At 68.0% G+C, this 24383-nt stretch carries 18 protein-coding genes; 12 read left to right on the top strand and 6 right to left on the bottom strand.

Features of this window, described 5'->3' with window-relative positions; all coding sequences use genetic code 11:
* The first annotated feature begins 1 nt into the window (after nt 1).
* Both BO221_RS33785 and BO221_RS52985 read left to right on the top strand, forming a co-directional pair.
* On the top strand, nt 2-1114 hold the full coding sequence (locus BO221_RS33785; protein WP_073564980.1) for an FAD-binding oxidoreductase: 1113 nt from the start codon (nt 2-4) through the stop codon (nt 1112-1114).
* 644 nt (nt 1115-1758) lie between these two features.
* Nucleotides 1759-3033, top strand: coding sequence for a hypothetical protein (locus tag BO221_RS52985; protein ID WP_158079960.1), 1275 nt, complete (start codon nt 1759-1761; stop codon nt 3031-3033).
* A gap of 72 nt (nt 3034-3105) precedes the next feature.
* Here the strand turns inward: BO221_RS52985 and BO221_RS33775 are convergent, their stop codons facing one another.
* From BO221_RS33775 to BO221_RS33755, 5 genes are all read right to left on the bottom strand, one after another.
* A complete protein-coding gene (locus BO221_RS33775; protein WP_233166370.1) occupies nt 3106-3891 on the bottom strand; it encodes a spermidine synthase in 786 nt (261 codons plus the stop codon).
* A gap of 47 nt (nt 3892-3938) precedes the next feature.
* Nucleotides 3939-4379: an SMI1/KNR4 family protein gene (locus tag BO221_RS33770; protein WP_073564977.1), complete on the bottom strand. Its 441-nt coding sequence runs from the start codon at nt 4377-4379 to the stop codon at nt 3939-3941.
* 97 nt (nt 4380-4476) lie between these two features.
* Nucleotides 4477-5790 carry a transposase gene (locus tag BO221_RS33765; protein ID WP_073565148.1) on the bottom strand — a complete coding sequence of 438 codons (1314 nt, stop codon included), beginning with the start codon at nt 5788-5790 and terminating at the stop codon, nt 4477-4479.
* A 302-nt stretch (nt 5791-6092) separates the two neighbouring features.
* Nucleotides 6093-7847 (bottom strand): serine/threonine-protein kinase, encoded by a 1755-nt coding sequence (locus tag BO221_RS33760; RefSeq protein ID WP_073564976.1) that lies wholly within the window; start codon nt 7845-7847, stop codon nt 6093-6095.
* An 11-nt stretch (nt 7848-7858) separates the two neighbouring features.
* Complete coding sequence (locus tag BO221_RS33755) at nt 7859-8680, bottom strand: DUF2381 family protein (protein ID WP_073564975.1); 822 nt, start codon at nt 8678-8680, stop codon at nt 7859-7861.
* A gap of 150 nt (nt 8681-8830) precedes the next feature.
* On the opposite strand from BO221_RS33755, the gene BO221_RS54170 reads away from it, so the two are divergent.
* From BO221_RS54170 to BO221_RS33740, 3 genes are all read left to right on the top strand, one after another.
* Nucleotides 8831-9256, top strand: a complete 426-nt coding sequence (locus tag BO221_RS54170; protein WP_143195835.1) for a hypothetical protein — start codon at nt 8831-8833, stop codon at nt 9254-9256.
* Nucleotides 9253-10038 carry a hypothetical protein gene (locus tag BO221_RS54165; RefSeq protein ID WP_143195834.1) on the top strand — a complete coding sequence of 262 codons (786 nt, stop codon included), beginning with the start codon at nt 9253-9255 and terminating at the stop codon, nt 10036-10038. Before BO221_RS54170 ends, BO221_RS54165 begins: the two co-directional genes overlap by 4 nt.
* Nucleotides 10039-10245: 207 nt before the next feature.
* Nucleotides 10246-12300 carry an AAA family ATPase gene (locus tag BO221_RS33740; protein ID WP_073564972.1) on the top strand — a complete coding sequence of 685 codons (2055 nt, stop codon included), beginning with the start codon at nt 10246-10248 and terminating at the stop codon, nt 12298-12300.
* A gap of 13 nt (nt 12301-12313) precedes the next feature.
* On the opposite strand, the gene BO221_RS33735 is transcribed toward BO221_RS33740, so the two are convergent.
* On the bottom strand, nt 12314-13720 hold the full coding sequence (locus BO221_RS33735; RefSeq protein ID WP_083681764.1) for a cytochrome P450: 1407 nt from the start codon (nt 13718-13720) through the stop codon (nt 12314-12316).
* 171 nt (nt 13721-13891) lie between these two features.
* Here BO221_RS33735 and BO221_RS33730 point away from each other — a divergent pair, with 171 nt between their 5' ends.
* The 7 genes from BO221_RS33730 (at nt 13892) to BO221_RS33700 (ending at nt 24362) form a co-directional block, all read left to right on the top strand.
* The gene (locus tag BO221_RS33730; protein ID WP_158079958.1) at nt 13892-15421 is read left to right on the top strand and encodes a collagen binding domain-containing protein; all 1530 of its coding nucleotides are present in this window, start codon (nt 13892-13894) and stop codon (nt 15419-15421) included.
* A 127-nt stretch (nt 15422-15548) separates the two neighbouring features.
* The gene (locus BO221_RS33725; protein ID WP_233166369.1) at nt 15549-16193 is read left to right on the top strand and encodes a VWA domain-containing protein; all 645 of its coding nucleotides are present in this window, start codon (nt 15549-15551) and stop codon (nt 16191-16193) included.
* 16 nt (nt 16194-16209) lie between these two features.
* Nucleotides 16210-16977 (top strand): PP2C family serine/threonine-protein phosphatase, encoded by a 768-nt coding sequence (locus BO221_RS33720; protein WP_073564969.1) that lies wholly within the window; start codon nt 16210-16212, stop codon nt 16975-16977.
* A gap of 3 nt (nt 16978-16980) precedes the next feature.
* Entirely contained in the window at nt 16981-19347 is a 2367-nt protein-coding gene (locus BO221_RS57445; protein ID WP_073564968.1) for an SH3 domain-containing protein, read from the top strand.
* Between the two features lie 34 nt (nt 19348-19381).
* Entirely contained in the window at nt 19382-21274 is a 1893-nt protein-coding gene (locus tag BO221_RS33710) for a hypothetical protein (protein ID WP_073564967.1), read from the top strand.
* On the top strand, nt 21271-22884 hold the full coding sequence (locus BO221_RS33705; RefSeq protein WP_073564966.1) for an SWIM zinc finger family protein: 1614 nt from the start codon (nt 21271-21273) through the stop codon (nt 22882-22884). The genes BO221_RS33710 and BO221_RS33705 overlap by 4 nt, the downstream gene beginning before the upstream one ends.
* Nucleotides 22885-23096: 212 nt before the next feature.
* Entirely contained in the window at nt 23097-24362 is a 1266-nt protein-coding gene (locus BO221_RS33700; protein WP_073565146.1) for a reverse transcriptase family protein, read from the top strand.
* The last annotated feature ends 21 nt before the right edge of the window (nt 24363-24383 follow it).

Genomic DNA, 24383 nt, shown 5'->3' with positions numbered 1-24383 from the left:
GATGAGTGTGACCCAGGACGTCGTCATTCTCGGGGCCGGAGTGATGGGCCTGTCCGTGGCACGCCGGCTGGCGGCGGCGGGGGCACGGGTGACTGTGTTGGACCCGGTGGAGCCAGGAGGGCAGGGCTCGCGAGCGGCGGCGGGGGTGGCGATTCCCTCGGTGCGGCTGCTGGATGACCCGGACATGCTCGCCTTCACGCGGGCGGCGCACGGAGCGCTGGCCGATGAGCTGGCGTCACTGAATGACGGCCCGAGCCTGCGCCGGGGGCAGGGCGTGCTCCGGGTGGCGATGGACGCGAAGGGGCGGGACGCGCTCGGACAGAAAGCAGCGAACCATCCCGAGTGGCTGGGGACGTGGATGGACGCGGCGCGAGTGGTGGAGCTGGAGCCCGCGCTGGAGGGCACACCGATCCTCGGGGCCTTCGTGACCGAGCAGGGCTTCATGGTGGACACGGAGGCCTATCTCAACGCGCTGTTGCACGACCTGCACCGGAGGGGCGTGAAGGTGCGCCTGGGTGAGGGAGCACGCTCGGTGGTCGAGGTGGAGGGTGGGGTGGAGGTGCGGACGGAGCAGGGGACGCACCGGGCGGGGCGGCTGGTGGTGTGCGCGGGGGCGTGGTCGGGAGGAATCGCGGGATTGCCGCCGCTGCCGGTGAAGCCCTTGCGAGGGCAGATGCTGACGATCTTCCACCCGGAGGTGAGGCTGACGCGGGTGGTGTCGGGGCCCACGTACCTGGCGCCCTGGCGCACGGGGGAGATCGTGGTGGGGGCCACGGAGGAGGACGCGGGGTTCGCGTGCCACGTGACGCCGACGGGCCTGATGCACCTGGGAGCCACGGTGGCGAAGCTGGCGCCGAGGCTGCGCGAGGCGCGCTTCGGGAGGGCGTGGGCGGGACTGCGCTCGGTGACACCGGGGGGCAAGCCGCTGATTGGCCGCTACCCGGGGACGAAAGCGGTGCTGATCGCCAGCGGGCACGCGGGGCAAGGCATTCTCACGAGTGCACTCACGGGCCGGGCCGTGGCGGAGCTCATCGAGCACGGGCGCAGCGAGATCGCCGCTGCTTTCGAGCCGGAGAGCGTGCTCAAGGACGATTGCCGACAGCCTGGGAGGTAGGGGAGGTGGGGTGTAGGCTGGTCCCATGCCCGCCGTCAAAACTGTCCTGAACCGTCTCTACATCAGCGCGTTCTGGGTGCTCACTATAGTGGCCGTGATGGTGCCTGCATTCGTAGGAGTCACACGCCTCCACGACCACGTAGTGGTGCAAGAAGACTTTGCGTGCATGGCGCAGAAGTCAGTCCAGTGGTCTGAGAGGAGGACCGCGCAGATTATGGAGGGCAGCAAGCTCCGAGACGCGAAGGCTCAACTCAGAATAGCAGCGAAAGCCGAATTGGAGAGACGCAAAGAACTGCAGGAACATTGTCACATTAGTGGCCTGCCTGATCCAATATCAACCCGTGCATGGATCAATGGATCTCCGAAGTTCGGAGATTCCCTGCCAGAGTTCCTTTGGTCCTTGACTGCAATGCTTCCGCTCCTTGGGTTGGTGGGGATCACTCGGTGGATCAAGTGGTTATTTAAGCCCGATACGTGATGGAGGTCGGAAATCAGGAGTTCTTTCCCTCTATGCTTCTGTGGGGCGGCGGTTATACCATATCGAGTAGTATGGAACGCTTGCGTATATAGGTACCAAAAGCAGCAAGGCTGGGGTGAATCTCAAAATGGCAAAAGAATACTCAAAGCCAAGCACAGAAGAAGGTATGAAGCTGCTGCGCAAGCTGTTGTCAGAAAAATTCAACATGCTCCGCCTGGCGGAAATAGTCGACGAACTGGGAGTCGAGATTGGCAGTTCCACGCTGTCTCCGTATGATTTGGCTGGGGCCATTATTCGAGGCACTCCAGGTCGAAAGTTTTCGGAGTTGATTGCCATTGTATTGGGCGAGGGGCCAATTCAACCTCGCTTGCGGCGTGATCTACTCTCCGATGAAAAGCGTCTGCGCGAGCTATGTCAAGACGCTGATCCAGAGTCTGATCCGACCGAGGAATCAGAGTTCAACGGTGATGGGCCTTCTTCCACTGCAGCGCACCAAGTCACCAAAAAGACTTGGCAAGCAGCCGCTCAAATGGGCCCAGGCCAACACGATGTTCCAAGTGAAATGATCGGCAAGAAGCAGGAGACCTCATCGGGTGTGAAAAAAACCATGCAGAAAGAATTTGGCGTAACTGACGTAGTGATCGTGTGTGCTCTCCACAAGCCGGAACTAGAGAAAGTAAAGTTCGCAGGTGGCGCGAAGTGGGAGCCACTCCCTGCTCACTATACAGATCCGCACTCCTATTTCAGAACAACATACACAACAAAAAAGGGGAGTAAACTCAATGTTGTTGCGAGTGCCCCAACCCAAATGGGGCTTTCGGCATCGGCCGTGCTCGCAACCAAGATGATTCTACGCTTTCAGCCAAAACTCGTTGCTATGGTTGGTATCGCCGCAGGCGCCAGCGGAGACAAGCAAGGCTACGGCAATATCTTGGCAGCAGACACTACTTTTGACTACGGTTCAGGTAAAGTCATGGATAACAAGGGAGTGGTCGAATTTCAGCCAGATCCTATGCCTCTGCCGATTGACGCTCGACTCAAGTCGCGATTGAAAATTTGGGAGAGCCACCGCACTGAACTTGACGAAATTTACGAATCTTGGCCGGCAGAAAAGCCTCAGACAGTTCTAAATTTGCATGTGGGGTCCCTTGGGTCAGGTGCTTCGGTCATTGATGATCCGCAGGTGGTTTCCGACATCATGACGCACTGGCGAAAACTCATAGGAATTGAGATGGAGGCTTACGCAGTTCATCGAGCGTGCCACGATACTGTGTCTCCAGAGCCCAAATTTCTATGTCTTAAGTCAATCTGTGATTTTGCTCATAAGAAAGCAGATAGTTGGCAGCATTACGCTGCGTATACGGCTGCTGAATTTTGTTACCGATTCCTGACGCAGGAATGGGAGAATCTTTTTCCAGACGAAACGCAGCAAGGGGATTGATGCTGTTCGGTCGCTTCGAGCGTTCTCCGAGGGGAATTCTTTCGCGGAGTTTTCGGAGGCTTCCGTGAGGCCCTACTCGTGTGTTGGGCAAAGAGTTTTGACCCGGTCGAAGGTCATCACGCTCTCCATCAGCACGGGAAAATCCAGCTCGCGAGCGAGCCGCCAGAGCTGCTGCCGGAACAGGGACTCGGAGGGCAACGGCGTCTGGGTACCCACCAGGATGAGGTTGCTGTACCGGGAGACTCCGCGCAGCATCGCGCAGTCCTCGAAGGCTGTGGCGAAGGTCTTGATTCGCGACTCCAGGCTCCACTGCTCCTCGAGCGCGATGTTGAGCACCGCGACGCCTCCGGGCTCAAGCCTTCGCCGGACGTCCTGGAAGAAGAGCGACTCCTTCAAGTGGTCCGGCGTCCCGTAATCCCAGAAGGCATCCAGGAGGATGAGATCGTAGAGGGGCCCCTGCCGCGCCATGAAGTCGGCCCCGTCCTCCACCGAGATGTGGAGCCGGGCATCCGGTCGGACACCGAAGAAGCGCCGGGCCACGTCGACGACCACGGGGTTGATTTCCACCACGTCCACTTGCGACCGGCGGGGCAGGAGCCGGTGCATCAGCATGGGGAACGCACCCCCGCCGAGGCCCACCACCAGAATGCGGGCACGGCCCTCGGTAAGCGCGAGCCCGGCGGTGGCCACGCGCACATAGCTGGTGGGGACCGCCAGGGGATCGCTCTTGAGGATGGCGCTCTGGAGTGTGCCCTCGGGGCTGTCGAAGCGGAGTGTGCGCTCGTCGCCCACGTCCACCACGTACACGGGCCCGAAGGGCGAGTCGGCCTCGTGGACCACTGTTTCCGAGACACTCACACCCTCTCGGTAGCACGGACGGGCGGGCGCTGTCGAAGCCGGATGCGCTACTCGTGTAGCTGGGCCAGGAACTCCGAGAAGCTGTCCGCGATGGGGTGGACGTCCATCTCGGCTGTGACCAGGACGATCCTGGGCTCGACGGATGAGTCCCTGTAGTCGAAGCACAGATGCTCGCTGCCCGGGGTCAATGCGAAGGGAAGGACCTTGGCGGGGATGTACTGCTTCAAGACGCAGTACGAATCTCTGATCGAATAGGACTCGTGCTTTGGCGCCGTGATGAGGGTCAAGAGAACACTCATCACATCCTCGACCCTGCCCACGTTGAAGATACATGGGCTTGGGGCCATGCCTTGATTCTCCGAGATGAGCTTCTTGTATTCACCGGGAAGCGTCACGCCCCATTCCCGCTCGAGAAGTTCGATCTCCCCCGTGCCTGCTGGCCGTGGTGCATCCCAGAGATAGGGCTTCCAGCTTAGAGCGCCTAACAAAAGTAAGAACTGGGCGTTCCCTCCAGAGGGACCATGCCGCTCAAACCTTACTTTTGTTAGGCGCTCTTATTTCGAGTTTCGCACTTTTTAGCGGCGTTCAAGCCGCTGCCTTCAAGGAGCCGGGCAGTAGCAGGAGGAGGTTTTGTCGACCCTGGTTGCCATGAGGGTTCGCAGAAATTGCGGCCTGGAGGCAGGCGTAGCGCAGGGTGGTGAGCATGTCGGCGAAGGAGGGACGTACCTTGTGCCGATACCAGGGCCGGAAGGGAGGCTGGTAGAGGGCGTGACCCTCCTGGGCAAACCACAGCACCGTGAGGCTGTAGAGGAGCATGGCCAGGGGCGCGGTACGCCGTACGGCCTGACGACTCCAGCCTTGCGGCTCCTCGAAACCCAGGTGGCTCTTGCTGCCCTGAAAGGCCTCTTCAATGGACCAGCGCCCCGCGTATCCACCCAGTACCTGCTCGGCGGGCTCGTCGGTCGCGGTGGAATAGAAGGCTTGTACGGGGCGACCTCCCGTCAGGGGCTCGACGGCCACCACCTTGAGAGGACGGTGCGGCACGGAGTACCAATAGGCCACGGCCTCCACCAGGCGCACCTTATCCTGGCGTCCATAGAGTTGCAGAGTCAGGCGGCGTGCCTGTTGCTGCTCGAGCATCTGTTGCGGCGAAGGCAGGCGCTCGCCGCGCTTGCGAGGCCGGCCACGCGTGCCGGGTCGATGTTCAGGGGGCGGTGCGTACAGGCGCGCGTCCCGAGGCAGGCGGCTGGTGAGGTCGCAATTGGCCGGCAGCCAGGCCAGCACGCTCTGCCCTCCGTAGGCGGAGTCGGCGTACGCGTGGAAGTGTCGCTCGGGGCAACTCTTGCACAAGCGCTCCAGCAACGCGACGGCCAGCTCGGGCCGGGTGCGGTACGCCATGCGCCAGCGAGCGGCGGCCTTCTGGTTGAGGTAGAGCCGGAAGAGAATGGGCAGGCTGAAGAAGCGGCCCGGGATGCAGGGCAGTTGCACGCGCACGGCCAGCACCACCCAGGAATGCCCCCAGCTCGTCACCGCGTAGTTGCGGCTGCTGGCCAGAGGGTCATGGTGCATGCCGGCGCCGAACACCTTCAGCCCGTGTTTGCGCGCCAGGGTGTCATCGAGGGTGAGCGGCACGGGGCCCGGGGCCAGCAGGGTCTCAATGAGGTGGAAGAGCGCCAGGCCCAGCACGTCCAGGCTCCAGCGGGCCGCGGCGAACAGCCGGTAGTAGGCCGAATGGTGCTTGGGGCCACCGGCACCTACCGCTACCAGCACCCCGGTGAGGGTGTGCCTGCCGGCGAACAGCCACCCCTTCACCACCGTCGCCAACGAGTTGAGCGTCGGCGTCGTCATACTGGCGCCCATTTGCAGGACGAGTTGCAGGAACATGTCGGGCAGCATCATGGCGGGCCTCCTGTTGGGCTGAGGCGGTGTCTGCCCCTGGCTCCAGCAGCCCACCTCTCCCATCATCTCCTCCAGCATGACCTCTAATGTCCTGCCGATGCCCGCTCCACCTCCGCTTCCCTGCGCCATCTTCAGGCAAGCTGGAAGGCGTCACTGGGCGCGAGGGCTACTCAGCCCACCAGCGCATCCGCCGCTCGCCCCTCCAGTCCGCCACAAACTGCGAAACTCGAACTTATTGCCCTCGTCATTGACCGCCTTTCACCGCGTCCAAAGTCGGGAGCACCTGCCAACCCTTGAGCGTCTCAAGGCCACCGCCACACGGCGTTGATTGCATCAATTCGCACGAGCTGGACGGTGCCGGATTTGGGGCCAGGCTGTCGGCGCACACGCCCGTACGGACCGCCCAGAGCGATGCACACGGGGTACTCCTTGCCGTTCGGCAGCACAGCGCGTGTGTAGCGGCCGATGACGGACTCCCGGCCAAGGTCATCTGTCAGACCGGGGCCCGTCCACAGCCGCCCATACAGCAGCGTGCCCTCCACCAGCAGCCCCTCTCCTTTCGTGACGCGGCCAACGATGGGGCCGTCCGCGTAGATCCCGTAGTCACCACCCTCCACCGGCTGGTTTACGTCGATGAGAGCGTTGGTAAAGCCGCCCGCGCTCATCTTGAGCTCCTTGAACATGGCCTCGACGGCGTCCGCTGGGCAGTCGGCCGGCTCGGGCCTTACCTGGGCCCCGGCGCACCCCACGCCGGTGGCGGCGCACAGCCATGCGGCGAGAATGCTGGAGAGTGAGGAGCTGCGGGGGGCGGCGACAGGGCGAGTGGAGTCAGGCACGGGCGGGGTTCCTTTCTGGGCAGTGGCGGACGCACCAGGCGTCATGGATGAGGGGTTGAGCAGCGCTCGTCCGATGATCAGGCCGATGGCACCCATCAGGAAAACGCAGGCCAGGGCGATGAGGAGCCACTTCCTCCGCGAGCTGCGCGCGGTGGGGCTCGCCTTTTCTCCTGGGGGCGCCTCTTGCGGTTGCGCTGCCCGCGGGTGCTCAGCACTCCGTGCCTGCTCGAGCGGCGCCTCCGCCGGGCTCTTCTCCGGGACGGTAAGGGGGACCTTCCAGGCCGGGGACGCCCTTTCCTCCTCGGCGGCCTCATTCAGCGCTTGGAGCACCGCATCGGTGTTGGGGTACCGGTCCTCGGGCCTCTTCTCCAACAGCCTCATGGTGATGCCACTGAGGGAGTGGGGCACCAGGGGGTTGAGGAGGTGGGGCGCGGCCGGCGGAATGGTGGAGATGGCGGCCACCAGTTCCTTGTCAGGCAGCTCCGGGTTGAACGGATGCAGGTCCGTCAGGCCCTGGTAGAGCAGCACTCCCAGGGCGTACAGGTCAGCGGCTACGCCACCCTGGAAGGGCTCGCCCCGCTTCCACGCCTCGGTGCGCGTGTAGGCCAGGAGCTCGGGCGGCAGCAGGTGGAGGACGCCCTCGGGCAAGCCCAGCGTCTTCGTCAGGGCTCCCGGCAGGCGTACGGTGCCGAAATCAATGAGGAAGGGTCTGCCATCGTGCCGGCGGATGAGGATGTTTTCCGCCTTCAAATCCCGGTGGTACACGCCGCGTGCATGCAGAACACCCACGGTGCGCACCACGCTGGAAAAGGCTTCCACCAATTTGGCGGCATGAGGGTGTTTGCTCCAGCGCCACCGGTGCCAGTCCTCTCCGTCCACGAAATCGGTGACGATGAAGGGGTAGCCCTGAGTGGGGTTGGGCCAGAAGTCCACCGCATACACGGCCAGCAGGTTGGGGTGGGAGGCGTAGATGAAGAGGGCCGCCGCCTCGCGTGCCAGCCGCCGGTAGGCGCTCTCCTCCTCCACGTACGCTTCCTCGGAAAGCGCTTCCTTGGATTGGGTGAGGGGGAGCAGCGCCATCTTCATGGAGTAGGGGCGGCCGTCCCGCTCCACCTTGAAGACACGGGACGAGCCTCCGCGACCCAGCACCTGGACGATGCGCCAGGGGCCTACCATGTCACCCACCTTGAGGTGGTCCGGGTGCAGGGCGTCAGCGGTCATGGCCGACCTTCCTAGAGTTCCACTGCGCCGATGACAAGGTGCCGTCCACCGCCCTTCTCCCGCAGCTCGAAGCGGAACACTTCCCCGGCCGTCCAGTAGGGCATCTCCGTCTCCACCACCACCAGGCCGACGTCTCCTGGAGCGAGCAGCGGCCTGTCCATGCGGACGGAGACAACCCGCACGGGTGTGCCGTTTGCCCTGGTGAGTCGCGCCTCCCCGGCCGTCCACGGCTGCTGTCCGGGCAGGTTGTGCACCCGGATCGTGGCCAACGCCCAGGTGCCTGCCCGGTACCCGATGCCATCCTCCAGCTTCATGCCAGCTTGGACTTGAGAACCCGAGGCGATGATGATGCGCTCTGCTCGGACGCCCCTCCGGTCCAACCGACCCGACAGCACCAGGTTGGCGGGCTCACCCGCCTCGCACCGGGCCAATGCCGCCTCCAATGCCGCCGGGGAACGTTGCATGCGTGCAATGTCCACCCGGGTGTCCACCTCCGTGGGGTGGGAGACGAGCGCGAGGACGGCATACGCCGGGGAGGCTCCATCCTTGTAGCGCACCCGTACGCCCAGCCGTTCTCCATCTCCAGGAACCACGAGAGGTTCAAGGAAGAGCGTGCGCTCGCCCACGTCCACCAACCGGAAGCGCGTCCGCTGTCCTTCTACCTCCACGGAGGCCCTGTCGATGGGCGCGTCGAACACCAGGGTGGTGGCGATGTCGGCCGCCACCCGCACCTCCGGCACCGGCTCGCTCGAACTGCTCAGGATGATGACCTGCCGTTCCTGGCGCTCGCGGGCGACGGGTTGGGACTGCTGCGCTGCCGCTGCACTCCCCACCAGGACGAGGGTGAGTGGAAGCCACGGGAGAAGTCGTACCAGAGTAGGATACCTCCAGAGTCCACCCTAGCAGATGTCGAACCCGAGCGGCCCCAGTTCCAGCGGGACACCACAGCCCGGGAACCCGGAGCAGTGCCCGGGAACGTGGTGGTGGACGCACTGCGACTGCGGGACTCCGTCCTTCCGGCCGGGGCGTCCGAGGGGGAGCTGCTCGCCGGCCTGCAATTCGATGACAGCCCCGAGCTGGCGCATTGGCTCGACGGAGCCCGGGCGAAGGTCTCGATTCGCGACGCCACGCTCCATTGCTCCTCGAGCGCGAGGTTGTGCTCCGCGACGCCTCCGGGCTCCAGCCTGTGCCGGACGTTCTCGAACCTGTGCCTCGTCGAGTTTCCGGCGAGGTATCCATTCGCCACCGAGGTTGCGCACCAGAACCTCGCCGAGGTATGCGCCAATGGCGGGTTTAGCGTGCTCGTCGAATACCCGCTCAATGTCGAGGACTCAGAGATCCTGAATAAAACGAAGCAGTTGCGCGCGACTCTCAGGCTTCCGGAGGAACTGTCTGGAGGTGCACCATGAACCGGTGGCCACTCTGGGCGGTCCTGGCTTCAGGTGAGCGGACATGGCTGGAGAGCCGCGCCTACGATGCATTGTGTTTGGAAAAAGGTGAGGAGGACGAAGAAGGGTCGCCTTTTGAGATGAGCCTGGGAAGTGGCCGCTACCACGCCCTCGTGGGGACAAACCCCGTTGACGTCGGCGCCGAGATTCAAATCGCCAAGGAACTTTCGCTCGAATGTGACGAGCCCGTGTACTCGATTGATCGTGCCAACGACCCATGGCTCGTCATGTCTTGGCGAAACGGCGTAGGCGAGGTCAAGGAAGTAGCTCCAGAGGCTCTGGCGAAGTCTCTGGGCTGCCCATTGCCGGACAGCGAGGACACGTCGGACATGGCTGTGAGCAAACCGCTCCGGAAAGCCGCACTGGTGGAAGGCATCCGTGCGCGGGAGGCACACCTCGTACTGGGGGAAGAGGCTGGCGCGCCACTCGCTCCAGGGCTCTACCGCTTGGAGGATACGCCGCAAGGGCTCCTTCTAACTGGCGGAACAGGCAGCTTGGGCTTCGCTCATATTACTCTTTCAGAACGACTCCCACATGCGACCGTATATGGGGTGACAGCCTCACCGAGCCTGGACATATTCTTTGTCAACGTACTTCGGGGAGGGGCGTGCATTGGACAGTTCGCGCAGCCGCCGTATGAGGTGCCACCCTTCCCAGTTGTTGACGACATCAAGGGCGAGCGTTCACCCGACCGGATTCTCGCGGCACTGGGCATTCCGGTGGAGTGGTTCCGGAGTGAATGACGGGGGCCGGGGTGGCCTCGCCGAGGTCCCCGGACAGCCGGCAGAGCGGAGTGCCGGAACCGGCGGGGAGCAATCCTCGCCGGTTTTTTTCTACCTGCCTCGGAGCGCACGCTCCCCACTGCGCGCGCGTGATAGAATCATGGCTCACACATGAGCCCGCCATCTGTGAGAGCTGGGGCCCCCGGGGGGGTGGCCCGTCCACCTGGAATGCGTTGGCGCTTGTCTCTCCTCGGCATTCCCTCGCTCTCCGATGGTGTGCGTCAGGTCTCCCTCGCGGATACCGGCGCGGTGGCGCTCGCCTACGTGGCGCTGGAGGGGCAGTGCTCCCGGGCCGTCCTGTCCGCCCTGCTGTGGCCCGGCTCTCCCGAGGCGACGGCCCGCAACAACCTGCGCCAGCTCAAGCGCCGGCTGCGGCTCGCATGCGATGGAGACGAGCTGCTCGAGGGCGAGGAGTCACTCCAGCTCTCCGGGAACGTGGTGGTGGACGCGCTGCAACTGCGGGACGCCGTCCTCCCGTTCGGGGCGTCCGAGGGAGAGCTGCTCGCCGGTCTGCAATTCGATGACAGCCCCGAGCTGGCGCGCTGGCTCGACGGGGCCCGGGCCAGGGTGGAGGGCTGGTGGCGGAAGGCGCGCGTCGCGGAGCTCTCCCGGCGAGAGGCGGCGGGAGACCTGGCGGGTGCGCTCGCGCTCGCAGAGGCCTGGGCCAGCCGCGAGCCCGAGTCCGAGGATGCCGGCCGCCACCTCATGAGGCTCCTCTACCTACAGGGCCAGCGCGGCGCCGCCCTGAAGGTCTTCGAGCGGCTCGAGCGCACCCTGGAGCGCGAGCTGGGCGTGAAGCCCCTGCCGGAGACACTCGCGCTCGCCCGGCTCCTCGAGCAGGGCACCCAGCTTCCCGGCGCCACCGCCACGCGCAGGCCCCTGCCGATGAACATCCTGCGCCCTCCCGTCCTCGCCGGGCGCGAGGCGGAGTGGCAGGTGCTCCTGGATGCATGGGAGGCGGGCCAGGTGCTCGTCATCGTCGGAGAGCCGGGCGTGGGCAAGAGCCGGCTCATCACCGACTTCGCCGAGTCGCGTGGGCGCTGGGTCCGCTGTGAGGGGCGCCCGGGAGACAGGGAGGTGCCCTTCGCCACCACGGTCCGCTCGCTGCGGGAATGGCGAGCGGTACGCCCGGACGTCCAGATTCCAGAATGGGCTCGCCGTGAGTTGTCGCGGCTGCTCCCCGAGCTGGCCGAGCCGGGCGAGGCGCTGCCTCCGGTGAGCAGCGAGCCGGACCGGATGCGTCTCTTCGACGCCATCACCGAGATGTCCACGCGGTTGATGGGCACCTACGACACGCTCGTCTCGGACGACATGCACTACTTCTCCGAGGCGGACCTGGCCCTGGCCCGCTATTCCTTCGGCCGCATGTACCCCACGAATGGCGCGGGTCTCCCCCGGTGCATCCAGGGCCTGCGCAAAGGGGAGGGCTCGGAGAGTTTGTGGAGCCTGGTGCGCGGCCTGGAGGACGCGGGGGTGGCCCAGGTGGTGGAGCTGCGGCCGCTCGGGCCCGAAGGTGTGCGGTCCCTGCTGGCCGGGCTGGGCCTGGGCGGCGCGGAGCGGCACGCCGAGCGCATCGCGCGCTACACCGGTGGCAATCCGCTCTACGCGGTGGAGACGGTGAAGCACCTGGTGGAGACGGGCGCACTGGAGGGGGACTGGCCCGAGCGGCTGCCTCCTCCTGGCAGGGTGGGGCGGCTCATCCAGCGGCGGCTGGAGGCGCTGTCCCCCGCGGCGCTCCGGCTGGCGCGCGTGGCGGCCCTGGCCCGCACGTGGTTCTCCTATTCGCTGGCGTCCGCGGTGCTGGAGGTGGGCGCGCTGCAGGTGGGCGAGGCCGCCGTGGAGCTGGAGTCGGCCCAGGTGATGGCGGGCGAGCGCTTCACGCACGATCTCGTCCACGAGGCGGTGGCGGGGGCCATCCCCGAGCCCCTGCGCCGCATGCTCCACGTGCGTCTGGGCGAGGTGCTCGAGCGCATGAAGGCACCGCCCGTGGTGGTGGCGCACCACTGGTTCGAAGCGGGCGAGCCCCAGCGTGCGCTCCCCTCGCTGCTCCGGGCTGCGAACGATGACGAGGAGGTCCTCCTCCCCGCCGAGGCCGCGGAGCTGTACGCCCGTGCCGCCGCGCTCCTCCTCGAGGCGGGCCGCCATGACGAGGCGGCACTCGTCCGGGCCCGGGAAGCCCGCTGCCGTCAGCGCGCCGCCTCCCTGCGAGGCAGCGAGCCCTGACAGCGGCCACGCCTCATTCGAGCGCCAGCATCTCGCGGACGTTGCCGCGCCAAGGTGCGCGCGTGAAGCGCCGATCCTGGGCGTGCACCGTCATGGGCATGCCGTGCTTGGGGCTGAGGGTGATCAACACCTCGCGATCGATGCGGGAGCCGGGCACCAGGGCGAGCCGGTAGCGTTGCAGCATCATGGCCAGGGCCAGCTTGAGCTCCATCATCGCCAGGGTGGCGCCGATGCAGCGGCGGGGCCCGTTGGCGAACGGGATGTAGGCATACACGGGCGGATCCAACGTCTTCCAGCGCTCGGGGAGGAAGCGCGCGGGCTCGGGGTAGAGCTCGGGCATCCGGTGGGTGACGTAGGGGCTGTAGATGAGCTCCGTGCCCGCGTCGAAGGAGTAGCCGCCCATCTCGAATGGAGCCGCCGCCACCCGCTGGCTCAGCGGCACGGGAGGCAGGAGCCGCATGCTCTCCTTGATGACCCGGTCCAGCAGCGGCAACTGCTCCAGTTGCTCGAGCGCTGGGGCCTCGCCCCGCAGGGTGCCCTGGAGCTCGTCCACCAGGGCGGCGTGGACCTCGGGGTGCTGATCCAACAGGAACAGGGTCCAGGTGAGCGCGTTCGCGGTGGTCTCGTGGCCGGCAATGAAGAGGATGGTGATGTGCCCCACCAACTCCTCGTCGGAGAGCGAGCCCCCGTCCTCGTCACGCGCCTCGAGCAGCAGCGAGAGCACGTCATTGCCTCCGCCGCCCTCGCGCCGCTTGCGGGCGATGAGGTCGCGGATGGCGGCCTCGCCCCGCTCGGAGATGCGCATTACCCGGCGGTAGGGCAGCAGCGGCCAATCGTGCTGGAGTAACTGCACCGAGGCGCTGCCGAACAGGCGGAACCACTCCGAGAGCAGCTCGCCATGGGCGAGGCACTCCTGCTCATCCTCCAGTCCGAAGAGCGCCTTGGTCACCACCAGCAGGGTGACGCGCCGCATGTCCGCGGAGAGGTCGCGCGTCTCGCCGGGCCGCCAGCCGTCGAGCATGCGCTGGAACAGGGAGACCATGTCGTCGCGATAGCCCTCCACGCGCTTCTTGTGGAAGGCGGGCAGCATCAGCCGGCGCCCCTTCTTGTGCACCTCGCCGTTGGTGGTGCCGAGCCCCGTCCACAGGCGCCGCAGGGACGAGCCCGGGGGCGCGTTCTTCGCCGGCTCGAGCGAGAGGAAGAGGCCCGGGTTGCTGAGTACCTGCTGGACGTACTCGGGAGCGAACACGAGGATGTGCCGGCCGGAGCCACTGGCCAGGCTGACGAGCGGGCCATGGCGTTGCAGCTCGGAGAGCCCGCCAATGAAGTCGCTGAAGAGGCGGAACTGGCTGCCGAACTCGCCGATCAGCGGCATGGGAGGCGGCCCCGGTGGGGTGCGGCGGATGGGCGTGGGCTGCAAGGTGGGTATCCTCCGGAAAGGGTCGTGCGCGGAGAGATGCCGCACGGCGGTGATTCCCGGGTGACCGCCCCGGGCGCGAGGGGCCGGCCGGTCCGTCACGCCCCGGTCACTCCGGCGGAGGGGGAGCAGGGTAGAGTCCACGCCGTCTTCATGAACGTCCGGGAGTCTGGTGTGTCGCGCCTGTTGGCATCAGTGGTGGTGGGAGTCCTCGTGCTCGGGGCCGCGGGCTGTGCGCACGAGACCGGTACGCTCCCGTCCTCCGGGGAATCCGCGCCCCAGCGGCCGGCCGGGCCTTCCCGGGAGCCGCTCCCCAGTGGCTCGCTCGTCCTCCGGGGCGTGGTGACCTGGGAGGGCAAGCCCGCGGGGGGCGTGACGGTGAGCGCCGTCCCTCATGCCGATGTGCCCCTGTCCGCGCGGGCCTGCTCCTCCGGGGTGCCCGGGATGACCATGCTCGACCCCGGGTGCGGCGCGATGAAGGGTGAGCTGGCGCGGACCGCGGAGTGGCTCGGCCTCGAGGCGCCCATGGCCCGGACCGTGACCGGTGCCGATGGCTGGTTCGAGTTCACCCAGCTCCGGGAGTCCACCTATGACCTCTGGGCCAGTGGCCCGAAGGGGACCGCCTTCCTGGCCGCCGTTCCCGCCGGGGCCAACGTGGTCGGGGTGTCGCTGGAGAAGGGCAGGAGCATCCAGGTGGCCGTGGAGGATGGAGGCTCGGGGAGGCCTCTGTCCGGGGCCCGGGTCGCGCTGCTGCCCCAGGTGGGTGGCCAGGCCTTCCTGACGGTCTCGGATGCCGGGGGAAAGGCCACCTTCTCCCCGGTGCCCACGGGCGAGTACCACGTGGTCGCCTCGCTTTCCGGGCGCCTCGCGGACGCGGGCCCGGTGGGGGCCGAGGGCACCACCCTTCACCTCCATGTGCCCCGGAGCCTCTCGGGCCGCGTGCTCCGCCCGGGTGGGAATGGCGAGGCCGGCCTCCGCGTCCGGCTCGAGGGGCAGGGGTTGCAAGGGCTCATCCAGACCCGCGAGGAGGGCGACTTCCACCTGGCGGGACTCCCGCCCGGCTCCTACGCCTTGACGGTGCGCGAGGGGCGGGAGCTCGCGATGGCCACGGTCCTCATCCCCGAGGACCGGGACGCCACGGACATCCGGCTCACCCTGGAGCCCTGCGCCGAAGTCGCCGGGCGTGTCTCGCGTCCCACCGGGGAGCCCATCCCCCGGGCGGAGGTGGAGCTGCTGCTCGGCCGCGAGGGCAGCTGGCGGAAGATGCTCGCCACCACCTCCACGGAGGGGCGCTTCCGCTTCGAATGCGTGGAGCGGGGCCAGGTGCGGCTTTCCTTCAAGGCCCGTGGCCACGTCTCCCCGCCGGAGCCCCTCGCCGGAGAGCTGAAGGCGGGAGACACCTTCCCGGCCGACGCCGTCCTCCCTCCAGCCGCGCCCGCGAAGGGGCGCATCGTGAATCCCGGGGGACGCGGGGTGGGCGGGGTCCGCATCGTCCTGACCGCGCTCGATGGACGGAGCGGGGGCAGCGCCACGACGGCCGAGGATGGGAGCTTCGAGGTGGATGGATTGGCGCCGGGCCGCTATGCGTACGAGCTCTCGCCGGGTGAGCGGTTCCAGGCGGCCAGGGGAGAGGTACGCCTGCCGGCGGCGAACCTGCGGCTCAAGCTGCTTCGAGGGCCCGCGGTGGAGGACCGCCGCCCGTGAGGGTTGGACGAACCGTGCCTGTTCAACCCGGGGCAGCCCTGGTAGATCCGCCCTCGACCCAGGGGGGGAGATCCGCCCCGCGCACCCGAGAGGGAGCCTCGTGGCCGAGCAAGTACCATTTGGAGCCTTGTCGTTCGCCGAGAACCCGGAGCCGCGCTGCCCGTGCGTGCTGCTGCTGGACACTTCCGGGTCCATGAATGGGCGCCCCATCGAGGCGCTCAACGCGGGACTGCTCCAGTACCGTGACGAGCTGGCCGCGGACAGCCTCGCCTCCAAGCGGGTGGAGGTGGCGGTGGTCACCTTCGGGGGCCAGGTGCAGACGCTGCACGACTTCTCCACCGCCGAGGCCTTCTTCCCCACCGCGCTGACGGCGGAGGGCAACACCCCCATGGGCGAGGCCATCGTCCGCGCCACGGACATGCTGTCGGCGCGCAAGAGCCTCTACCGGCAGAACGGCATCCTCTTCTACCGGCCATGGATCTTCCTCATCACGGATGGAGGCCCCACGGACGCGTGGCAGGCCGCCGCCGAGCGCGTGCGCCAGGGCGAGGCCAGCAAGGCCTTCTCCTTCTTCTCCGTGGGCGTGGAGGGGGCCAACCTGGACGTGCTCAAGCAGATCTCCGTGCGCGAGCCGCTCAAGCTGGACGGGCTGCGCTTCCGGGACTTGTTCCAGTGGCTGTCCAACTCGCAGAAGGCCGTCTCGCGCTCGCAGACGACCGACGAGGTGCGGCTGGCCAACCCGGCGGCACCCGGCGGCTGGGCCTCCGTGTAGGGCGGGGAGTATCGCGATGTGGAGGCTGCTCCAGCAGTCCCTGGAGGGAACCTCGCACCGGCGCTCGGCCACGCCCTGCCAGGACAGCTGCGACGGGACGGTGACGAGTCCCGGGCAGGACACCTTCCTGGTGGTGGCTTGCGCGGACGGGGCGGGCAGCGCCGGGTTGAGCCAGGAAGGCTCGGCGCTGGCGTGCCGGCGCTTCGTGCAGGTGGCCTGCGAGGCGCTCGAGCGCGAGGGCCCGGAGGCCGTGCGGGATCCGGAGCGCATCCGTGACTGGTACCGGCAGGTGCGGCGGGCGCTGGAGGAGGAGGCCGCCCGGCGGGAGGTGCCGCTGCGCGAGCTTTCCTGCACGCTGCTGACGGCGGTGGTGGGCGAGCACGCCGCCGTCTTCGCGCAGGTGGGGGATGGAGCCATCGTCGTGCGCGAGGGCGAGGGGTACGTGCCCATCTTCTGGCCGCAGGCGGGCGAGTACGCCAACACCACGTGGTTCCTCACCTCGGCGGACCTGGAGCAGGTGCTGCAGGTGGTGAGCCGGGAGTCCGTGGACGAGGTGGCCCTGTTCACCGATGGTTTGCAGATGCTGGCGCTGCACTTCGCTTCGCGCTCGGTGCACCGTCCCTTCTTCGAGCCCCTGTTCACCGCGCTGCGTGGCGCCGCGAATCCGGACGATCTGGTGGTGCCCCTGCGCTCGTTCCTGGACTCGCCCGCGGTGAACGAGCGCACGGATGATGACAAGACGCTCGTGCTCGCCGTGCGCGAGTCCTCGCCAGAAGCCGGGTAGCACGTGTCCCAGCCCGTCCTCTTCAATTCGCGGGGTGAGCGGGTGGCCCTGGGCCCCGAGGTGGGGCGTGGAGGCGAGGGCGTGGTGTACGTGCTGCCGAAGGACGCCTCGCGCGTGGCGAAGGTGTACCTGACGGCGCCGCCGGCCGAGCAGGGCCAGAAGCTGACGTGGATGGCGGCCCATGCACCGCCGGGCGTGGAGAAGCTGGCGGCCTGGCCGCACGAGGTGCTGCACGAGGGCCGGGCGGGAGGCCCGGTGCGGGGCTTCACCATGCCCCGGGTGAGCGGCCTCAAGCCCATCCACCTGCTGTACTCCACGGCCAGCCGCCGCAAGGAGTTCCCCACCGCGGACTGGTCCTTCCTCGTGCAGACGGCGCTCAACTGCGCCAGCGTCTTCGAGGAGCTGCACGCGGTCGGCCACCTGGTGGGGGACGTCAACGAGAGCAACCTGCTGGTGTCGCCGCGGGACGCCACGGTGCGGTTGATCGACTGCGACTCGTTCCAGATTCGCACGGACAAACGGGTGTTCCGCTGCGAGGTGGGCGTGCCGCTCTTCACGCCTCCCGAGCTGCAGGGCCAGCCCTTCGGGGGGCTGGAGCGGACGCCGTCGCACGAGGGCTTCAGCCTGGGGGTGTTGCTCTTCCACCTGTTGTTCCTGGGGCGCCATCCCTTCACGGGCGTCTTCACGGGGCAGGGGGAGATGACGCCGGAGCGGGCCATCCGCGAGTTCCGCTTCGCCTATGGCCGCAACGCGCGGGCGCTGCAGATGACGCCGCCGGCCATCCACCTGCCCCTGGAGACGCTGACACCGGAGCTGGGCCGGCTCTTCGAGGATGCCTTCGCCCCGGATGCACCGAGGGTGGGCCGGCCGGGCGCCACCGAGTGGTACCGGGCCCTGCAGGCCCTGGCGCGCTCGCTGCGCAGCTGTGCCCAGGAGCCCACGCACAAGTACCCGCAGCACCTGCCGACCTGCCCGTGGTGCCAGATGATGGCCACGCGCGGGGTGGCCTTCTTCGGCGCGCCGCAGAACACGGCCCCGGGGCCCCAGGGCTTCACCTGCACCTTCCAGGAGCTGGAGCCGCTGTGGACCGAGTCGCAACGGCTGCTGGCGCCGAACCTCATTTCGCCCGTGGCGCCGCCGCCGATGCCCGCGCTACCGGACCGGCTGCCGGCGGAGTTCCAGGCCGAGGTGGATCGGGTGCGGCAGGCCAGCGTGGCCATGCTGGTGGGCGGGGTGCTGGCCACGGTGGGCTGGTGGCTGGTGATGCTGGTTTCCGCCAGGGTGGGTGGATTGCTGCTGGTGCCGGGCGGCACGCTGCTGGGCAGTGCCGCGGTCGTGTGGTGGCTGAGCCGGAAGCGCCAGCGGCTCCCGGTGGAGGTGGCCGAGCAGCAGGGGTTGTTGCGGCAGGCGGAGGCGGGCCTGTTCGCGGCGCAGGCCGAGTCCGAGCGTTTCAAGGACGAGCTCCAGCGGATGGCGGATCGGGCGCGCCAGCTGTTGCACGGGCTGCGCGCGGAGTACGGCAAGCTGCAGCCGGAGTTCGAGGCCGAGCAGCGGCGGCAGCTCCAGCACCGTGAGGCGATGCAGCGCGAGCAGTTCCTGCGCGGTGTGCTCATCGAGGACCAGGAGATCGACGGCATCAAGCAGGTGCTGAAGGCGAACCTGGTGCGCTGGGGCATCGAGTCCGCGTACGACGTGCTGAAGGAGGACGTGAGGCAGGTGCCGGGCTTCGGCGAGGTGCGGACGACGAAGCTGATCGCTTGGGCGAAGGAGGTGGAGAAGGGCTTCCGGTTCGATCCGGGGCTGGCGGTGAGCGAGGCGGAGCGGCGGGCGCTGGTGTCGCACTTCCTGCAGCGCAAGGCGTCGTTGCGCTCGCGGCTGGAGGCGGAGGTTGCGCCGCTGCGGACGTGGTCGCGGGAGATGACGAAGCGCTCGGGCGAGCTGGCGGCGAAGCTGGAGGAGGCCTGGCAGGGCGTGATGCGGGCCAACCTGGGAATGCCCGCGACGCGTCCGGCGGTGGAGGCGGCGCTGAAGCCTCCGGCGTGGGAGGACCGGCGCGTCCTGTTGGCCATGCTGCTGGCGGTGATGCTGGGCGGAGTGGTGGGGCTGGTGAACCGGGCCACGACGGGGACGGTGGATCCGGTGAAGGTGGCTCCGCCTCCCGTGGCGCAAGCTCCCGAGGAGCCCGCCGCGGCGGTGTTGCCACTGGACTGCCTGGCGCGGGAGGAGGCCACCACCGGAGCGCCGGTGGTGGAGCGGCTGACGGCGGGAAGCCTGTTGGAGGTGGTGGCGAGGGAGGGCGGGTGGCGCAAGGTGGTGCTCGCGGGAGGCCGCGAGGGGTGGACGGGTCCAGGTTGCTGGTCACCTCCGTGAGCCCTTCGGGTACGCTCGTACCGGGAGGGATCGCGTGGAAACTCCGCAGCAACGGTGGTTACGGGAGAGCCGCGAGGTGGAGCAGGCCCTGCGGGGCCTCTTCGCGATGGACCTGGATGACGGACAGTTGCGGCAGGGGATGGAGGAGATGGCCACGCGCTGGCCCTTCCCGGGGCTGATCGCCCTCTGGGGTCCCGGGCTCTACTACCGCAACCGCACCGTCTTCCGTCCCTTCATCCTCGCCCGGTTCCCGCAGTTCACCTTCGACACGCGAGGCCGCCCCAAATCCGTCTTCAAGGGGCCCACCGCGGAGCTCTTCGAGAAGTGGCTCCAGGACGTCGAGCGATCCGGAGACGTGGAGCTGTTCCGCCGGTTGTACCGGCTCCAGCTTCAGGACCTCTCCTGGGATGCGCGTCGCAAGCGCTGGCTCGGGGATTTGCTGGCCCGCTACGGCGCGGCCTCCACCCGGACCCAGCGCCAGCTCGTGCTGAACCAGTTCGACTTCCCCTTCAATCTCGACGAGCTGGCGGCCATCACCCTCTACACCGCGGACGCCGTGGTCTCGCGCGGCTTCATTCTCGCGCACCTGCCCTGGGGGCGGTGGCACGGCTTCGGCCGGAGCTCCCCCTGGCAGAAGCTGCCCGTCCTGGCGCGCGAGCGCGGCGACGAGGCGCTCGCTCTCGACCTCTACCGCCGGCAGGTGCCGGAGGAGACCTGGAAGCAGGACGTGCTGGCGCTGTGCGGCAGCGTCCGGGAGCCTGGAGCGTTGGTGGAGGCGCTCGAGCAGCGGCACCCGGCGCAATGGCTCAAGGACGCGGCCACGACGTTCCTCGCACTCGCCCGCGAGCGCGGCCGGGATGCCGTGCCCTACCTGCTGCGCCACGTGCGCGACGTACGCCAGCCCTGGGTGCCCCTGAACCGGAGCTTCTCCCAACTGGTGGAGCTGGCGCGCGAGCGGGAATGGTTCGATCTGTGGTCCGCGCTGATGTGCACCTCGGCGTCACCCGACACCTATGACAGCGAGGTGCTCGGCCTCATCCAGCGTTCGCGGTTGCCCGGGGATGAGGTGCGGAGGCGGCTCCTGCTGCTCACGGGAGTGGGCAGGGAGCTCAACTTCCCCGGCCTCGGCCTCGTCCAGGTGCAGCCGCTCAAGGACGAGACGGCGGTGCTGCTGTACGAGCGGTTCCCGGACCTCGTGCGCGGCCCCTTCCTGCGGCACGTCTCTCCCGGGTGGAGTGGCACCTATCCGAAGCTCACCACCCGAGCCATCGAGCGGGATGACGAGCCACTGGTGGACTACCTCGCCAGCCGCGTGGCGCTCCAGAGCGTCCATTACGGCGCCTCGAAGCAGCCCTCTAAGTGGGCCGAGGTCATCGAGCGGCTCTCGGCCTCCTACGAGGCGTTGCTGGCACGCTCGCCCGAGGCGTTCGTGTCCCGGGCGGCCACCGTGCTGGGGAAGATGCCGGCCTTCGCCATCGGCAACTACGGCATGCTGGTCCGCCACAACCGGCTGGCCCGGCTCTTCTTCGAACGGGCCCATGCGCACTACGCGGCGGATGCACGCGCGATGAGGGACCTGCTCGAGTCACCGCAGATCCACGTGCAGGCGCTCGCCTTCCGGGTGCTCGGCCGGGACGACGAGCGGGCCCGGACCCTGGCCGCGCGGAACGTGGATCTGCTCCAGGCCACCCTCCTGCGTCCCCTGCATCGCAAGACGCGGCTGATGGCCTTGGGGGCCCTGCGCAACGCCGCCCGGGACGAGGCCGCCGCGCGTCAGCTCGTGGGCCGCATCCGGGATGCCCTGGACCTGCCGGACCAGCGGTACCCGAAGGAGGCGCTGCTCGGGATACTCGCCGGCATCCTCCACCGCTGGCCCGCGCTCCGGGGCCCCTCCGAGCAGCCGGTGGTGTACGGAGGTGCCGCGTGATTCCGCTCCTCGTCGACTACGCCATCCCCAGCGCCTTCACCTCGGACCGGGACCGGGCGCAACTCGGCCTGTCTCCCAACCTCCGCCGCCCGCTGCGCTTCCACGGCCGCATCCGCGAGCACGTCCTCTCGGTGAGGCTCGCGCTCCAGGCGCTCGGCGAGCTCATCTGGTCCGATGACTCCTGGGCCTCCACGGAGGAATACCTCTGGGGCGTGCTCGACCCGGTCGTCACCGTGCATCGCGACCGTGTCTTCTTCGAGGCCTTCAGCCAGGACCAGAGCGCCTACGGCCTGGTCATCGTCGATCGGGAGCTGTTCGAGACGGAAGGGGCGGTGGAGTGCGGCACCACGAACGTCGACTTCACGGCGTGGCTGTGGGCGGCGCTGGGGGAGATGCGCTCCTCGCGTGACACGTGGTTGCGCATCGAGAAGCCCGGCCTCGAGGTGCGAACGGAAGGCGCTGGAGGCCGCTTCGAGAAGAAGGTGGAGCTGCCGGAGTCGTGGGTGCGTGGCTTCCTCCAGCTCCAGGGGGCCATGGCGCTGCCGGGGACGCGGCTCACCGTGCGCCCGGTGGATCTGGTCGCCGCCCTGCGCTTCCTGCGCTTCAGCCATGCGAAGGTGTCGCCGCGAGCGCTGCGCTACGTCTTCGAGCCCGGCCAGCCCGCGGCGCTGGTGCTGGAGCCGTGGGAGGAGCGCATCGTCCTGCGAGGGGCGGAGCACGGCTACGACGAGCCGCGCACCATCCGCACCTGGGGGCGCCGCCGGTTGCGGCTGCTCGAGCCGTTGCTGCCCTACGCGAACAAGGTGGACGTCTTCCTCAAGGGCCGGGCCCTGCCGAGCTTCTATGCCGTGGAGCTGCCCGGGGTGACATGGGTGCTGGGGCTCACCGGGTGGAGCGGCCAGCGCTTCAGCGGCACGGGGAGCTTCGATCTGCTCACGCCGGATGCGCCAGTGCCTCCGGGGTTGAAGGAGAGGGTGCTCGCCGTGCTGCGCGAGCGGCAGGCCGCGAGTGTGGAGGCCCTGTCCCAGGCGGTGGGGGCGGACAAGCCGGACACGAGCCGGGCCCTGTTCCACTTGTGCCGGGCGGGGATGACGATCTTCGACGTGCAGCGCCGCGAGTACCGCCACCGCGAGCTCTTCGAGACACCCGTGGACGAGGAGCGCCTCTTCCCACCGGACATCCGGCGCGAGCGGGCCCACGCGCTGCTCCAGGAGGGCCGGGTGAAGGTGGAGTCCGTCACGCCGCGCGAGACGCGGAAGATCAAGTGGCTGCGCACGCCCGAGGGAACGGAGCGCCGGGAGATCATCCATCGTGACCAGGTGGTGGTGGGTGCGGTCGCGGAGCAGACCCGGGTGGAGCTCGTCCTCAACGACGAGGAGCGGCTCATCTTCGCCACCTGTGGCTGTGACTTCTTCCTGGAGAACATTCTCAACCAGGGGCCGTGCGAGCACATGCTGGCGCTGCTGACGGCGAGCGCGGGAGCACGCCGGGACATGGCGACCTCGGCCGCCGTGTCGCCGGAGGCCGAGGCGTTGTCGAAGCCTCCACGTCTCACGGAGGAGGGCGGGAGTGGCGGAGCCGGAGAGGAGCTTGACGGTGAAGAGACGTAGGACGATAAGGGCGGAGCTTCATCCGAGGGAGCCGTTCGCCCGGGAGTCAGCCATTCGTGCCGTGGTGTTTCGCTGCGGCGGTGTCATGTTGCCTTCACCTCGCCACGGGACCCAGCGTACGGAACGCTGGGACCCATGGGTCCAGAGCTTCGAGAGTGACGCGCGACCGGCTCCCTCGGATGCAGGCGTTCGAGCCAGAGGAGGGGAGTGCCATGGGCTTCGTTGATTGGCTCAAGGGGCTCTTCCGTCCCAAGCTGGTGCGGGACGTCTCGCGACTGGACCGGGAGGGCGGCTCACTCGACACGGTGGTGGAGGAGGTGCGGCCCGAGTCCGGCCCCCTCAAGCCGGGCCACCGCCGCACGGTCCGGCGAGATCCCCGGCTGTTGCCCAAGCCGAAGCCGAAGGTTCCGCTGCGTGGGAAGCGCAAGAAGTGGATGGCTGCGAGCGAGTCCCGCCGGTTGTTCGCTGGGACGCTGCGCACGCGCAACCGGCAGATCAGCGATCTGCTCCCAGACGAGGAGCAGCTGCAGCGGCTCGGCCTCCCTGTGTGGCGGGACGAGGGAGCGATGGCCACGGCACTGGGCGTCTCCGTGAAGGAACTGCGCTTCTTCTCCATCCACCGCGAGGCCGAGCGCGTTCCGCACTACGTCACCTTCGCCATTCCCAAGCGAAACGGGGGGAGGCGGCTCATCATGGCGCCCAAGCGCCGGCTGAAGGCGCTGCAGCGCAAGCTCCTGCCGTTGCTGGTGGACAAGCTGCCGGTGAGCGGGCACGCGCACGGCTTCCGGGCGGGGCGCTCCATCCGCACCGGAGCCGAACCGCACGTGGGCAAGGCCGTGGTGTTGAAGATGGACCTCGCCGACTTCTTCCCCTCGGTCACGTACGTGCGGGTGAGGGGTCTGTTGATCTCACTGGGCTATGGCTACACGGTGGCGGCCACGCTCGCCGCGCTGATGACGGAGGCCGAGCGCCAGCCGGTGGAGGTGAACGGAGTCCGGCTGCACGTGCCGGTGGGTCCGCGTGCCTGTGTACAGGGGGCTCCGACGAGCCCGGGCCTGTGCAACGCGGTGGTGAGGAGATTGGACCTGCGGCTCGCGGGGCTCGCGCGCAAGCACGGATTCTCCTTCACACGTTACGCGGATGACCTGTGCTTCTCGGGAGGCTCGCTGGATGCGCTGAAGGATCTGCGCGCCGGGGCGAAGCGGCTCATCGAGACGGAGGGCTTCCGGGTGAACGAGGCCAAGACGCGAGTGGCCCGGCGTGGGCGCCGGCAGCAGGTGACAGGGGTGGTGGTGAACGAGACGCTCGGCCTGTCGCGCCAGGAGCGCCGGAAGCTGCGCGCCGCCATCCACCAGGCCCGGAAGGAGGGCACCGCCCCCGAGGCCGCCGCGCGCATCGAGGGCAAGCTGGCCTACCTCTCCATGCTCAACCCCGAGCAGGCCGCCGTCCTGCGCAAGCGGTGGAAGCCGTCCGGGTAGGTGCAACTCAGCCCGGTGCTA

This window comes from Archangium sp. Cb G35 (assembly GCF_001896145.1).
In the GTDB taxonomy this organism is placed as follows: domain Bacteria; phylum Myxococcota; class Myxococcia; order Myxococcales; family Myxococcaceae; genus Archangium; species Archangium violaceum.
The sequence above is the reverse complement of the archived record's forward strand: the minus strand, read 5'-3'. Positions and strand labels throughout refer to the sequence as shown.

What these genes read in the sequence shown, in the direction of transcription:
- BO221_RS33785 (WP_073564980.1), top strand. Translation starts at nt 2, where the DNA reads ATGAGTGTGACCCAGGACGTCGTCATTCTCGGGGCCGGAGTGATGGGC.
- BO221_RS52985 (WP_158079960.1), top strand. Translation starts at nt 1,759, where the DNA reads ATGAAGCTGCTGCGCAAGCTGTTGTCAGAAAAATTCAACATGCTCCGC.
- BO221_RS33765 (WP_073565148.1), bottom strand. Translation starts at nt 5,790, where the DNA reads ATGATGCTGCCCGACATGTTCCTGCAACTCGTCCTGCAAATGGGCGCC.
- BO221_RS33760 (WP_073564976.1), bottom strand. Translation starts at nt 7,847, where the DNA reads ATGACCGCTGACGCCCTGCACCCGGACCACCTCAAGGTGGGTGACATG.
- BO221_RS54165 (WP_143195834.1), top strand. Translation starts at nt 9,253, where the DNA reads ATGAACCGGTGGCCACTCTGGGCGGTCCTGGCTTCAGGTGAGCGGACA.
- BO221_RS33740 (WP_073564972.1), top strand. Translation starts at nt 10,246, where the DNA reads ATGCGTTGGCGCTTGTCTCTCCTCGGCATTCCCTCGCTCTCCGATGGT.
- BO221_RS33720 (WP_073564969.1), top strand. Translation starts at nt 16,210, where the DNA reads ATGTGGAGGCTGCTCCAGCAGTCCCTGGAGGGAACCTCGCACCGGCGC.
- BO221_RS33700 (WP_073565146.1), top strand. Translation starts at nt 23,097, where the DNA reads ATGGGCTTCGTTGATTGGCTCAAGGGGCTCTTCCGTCCCAAGCTGGTG.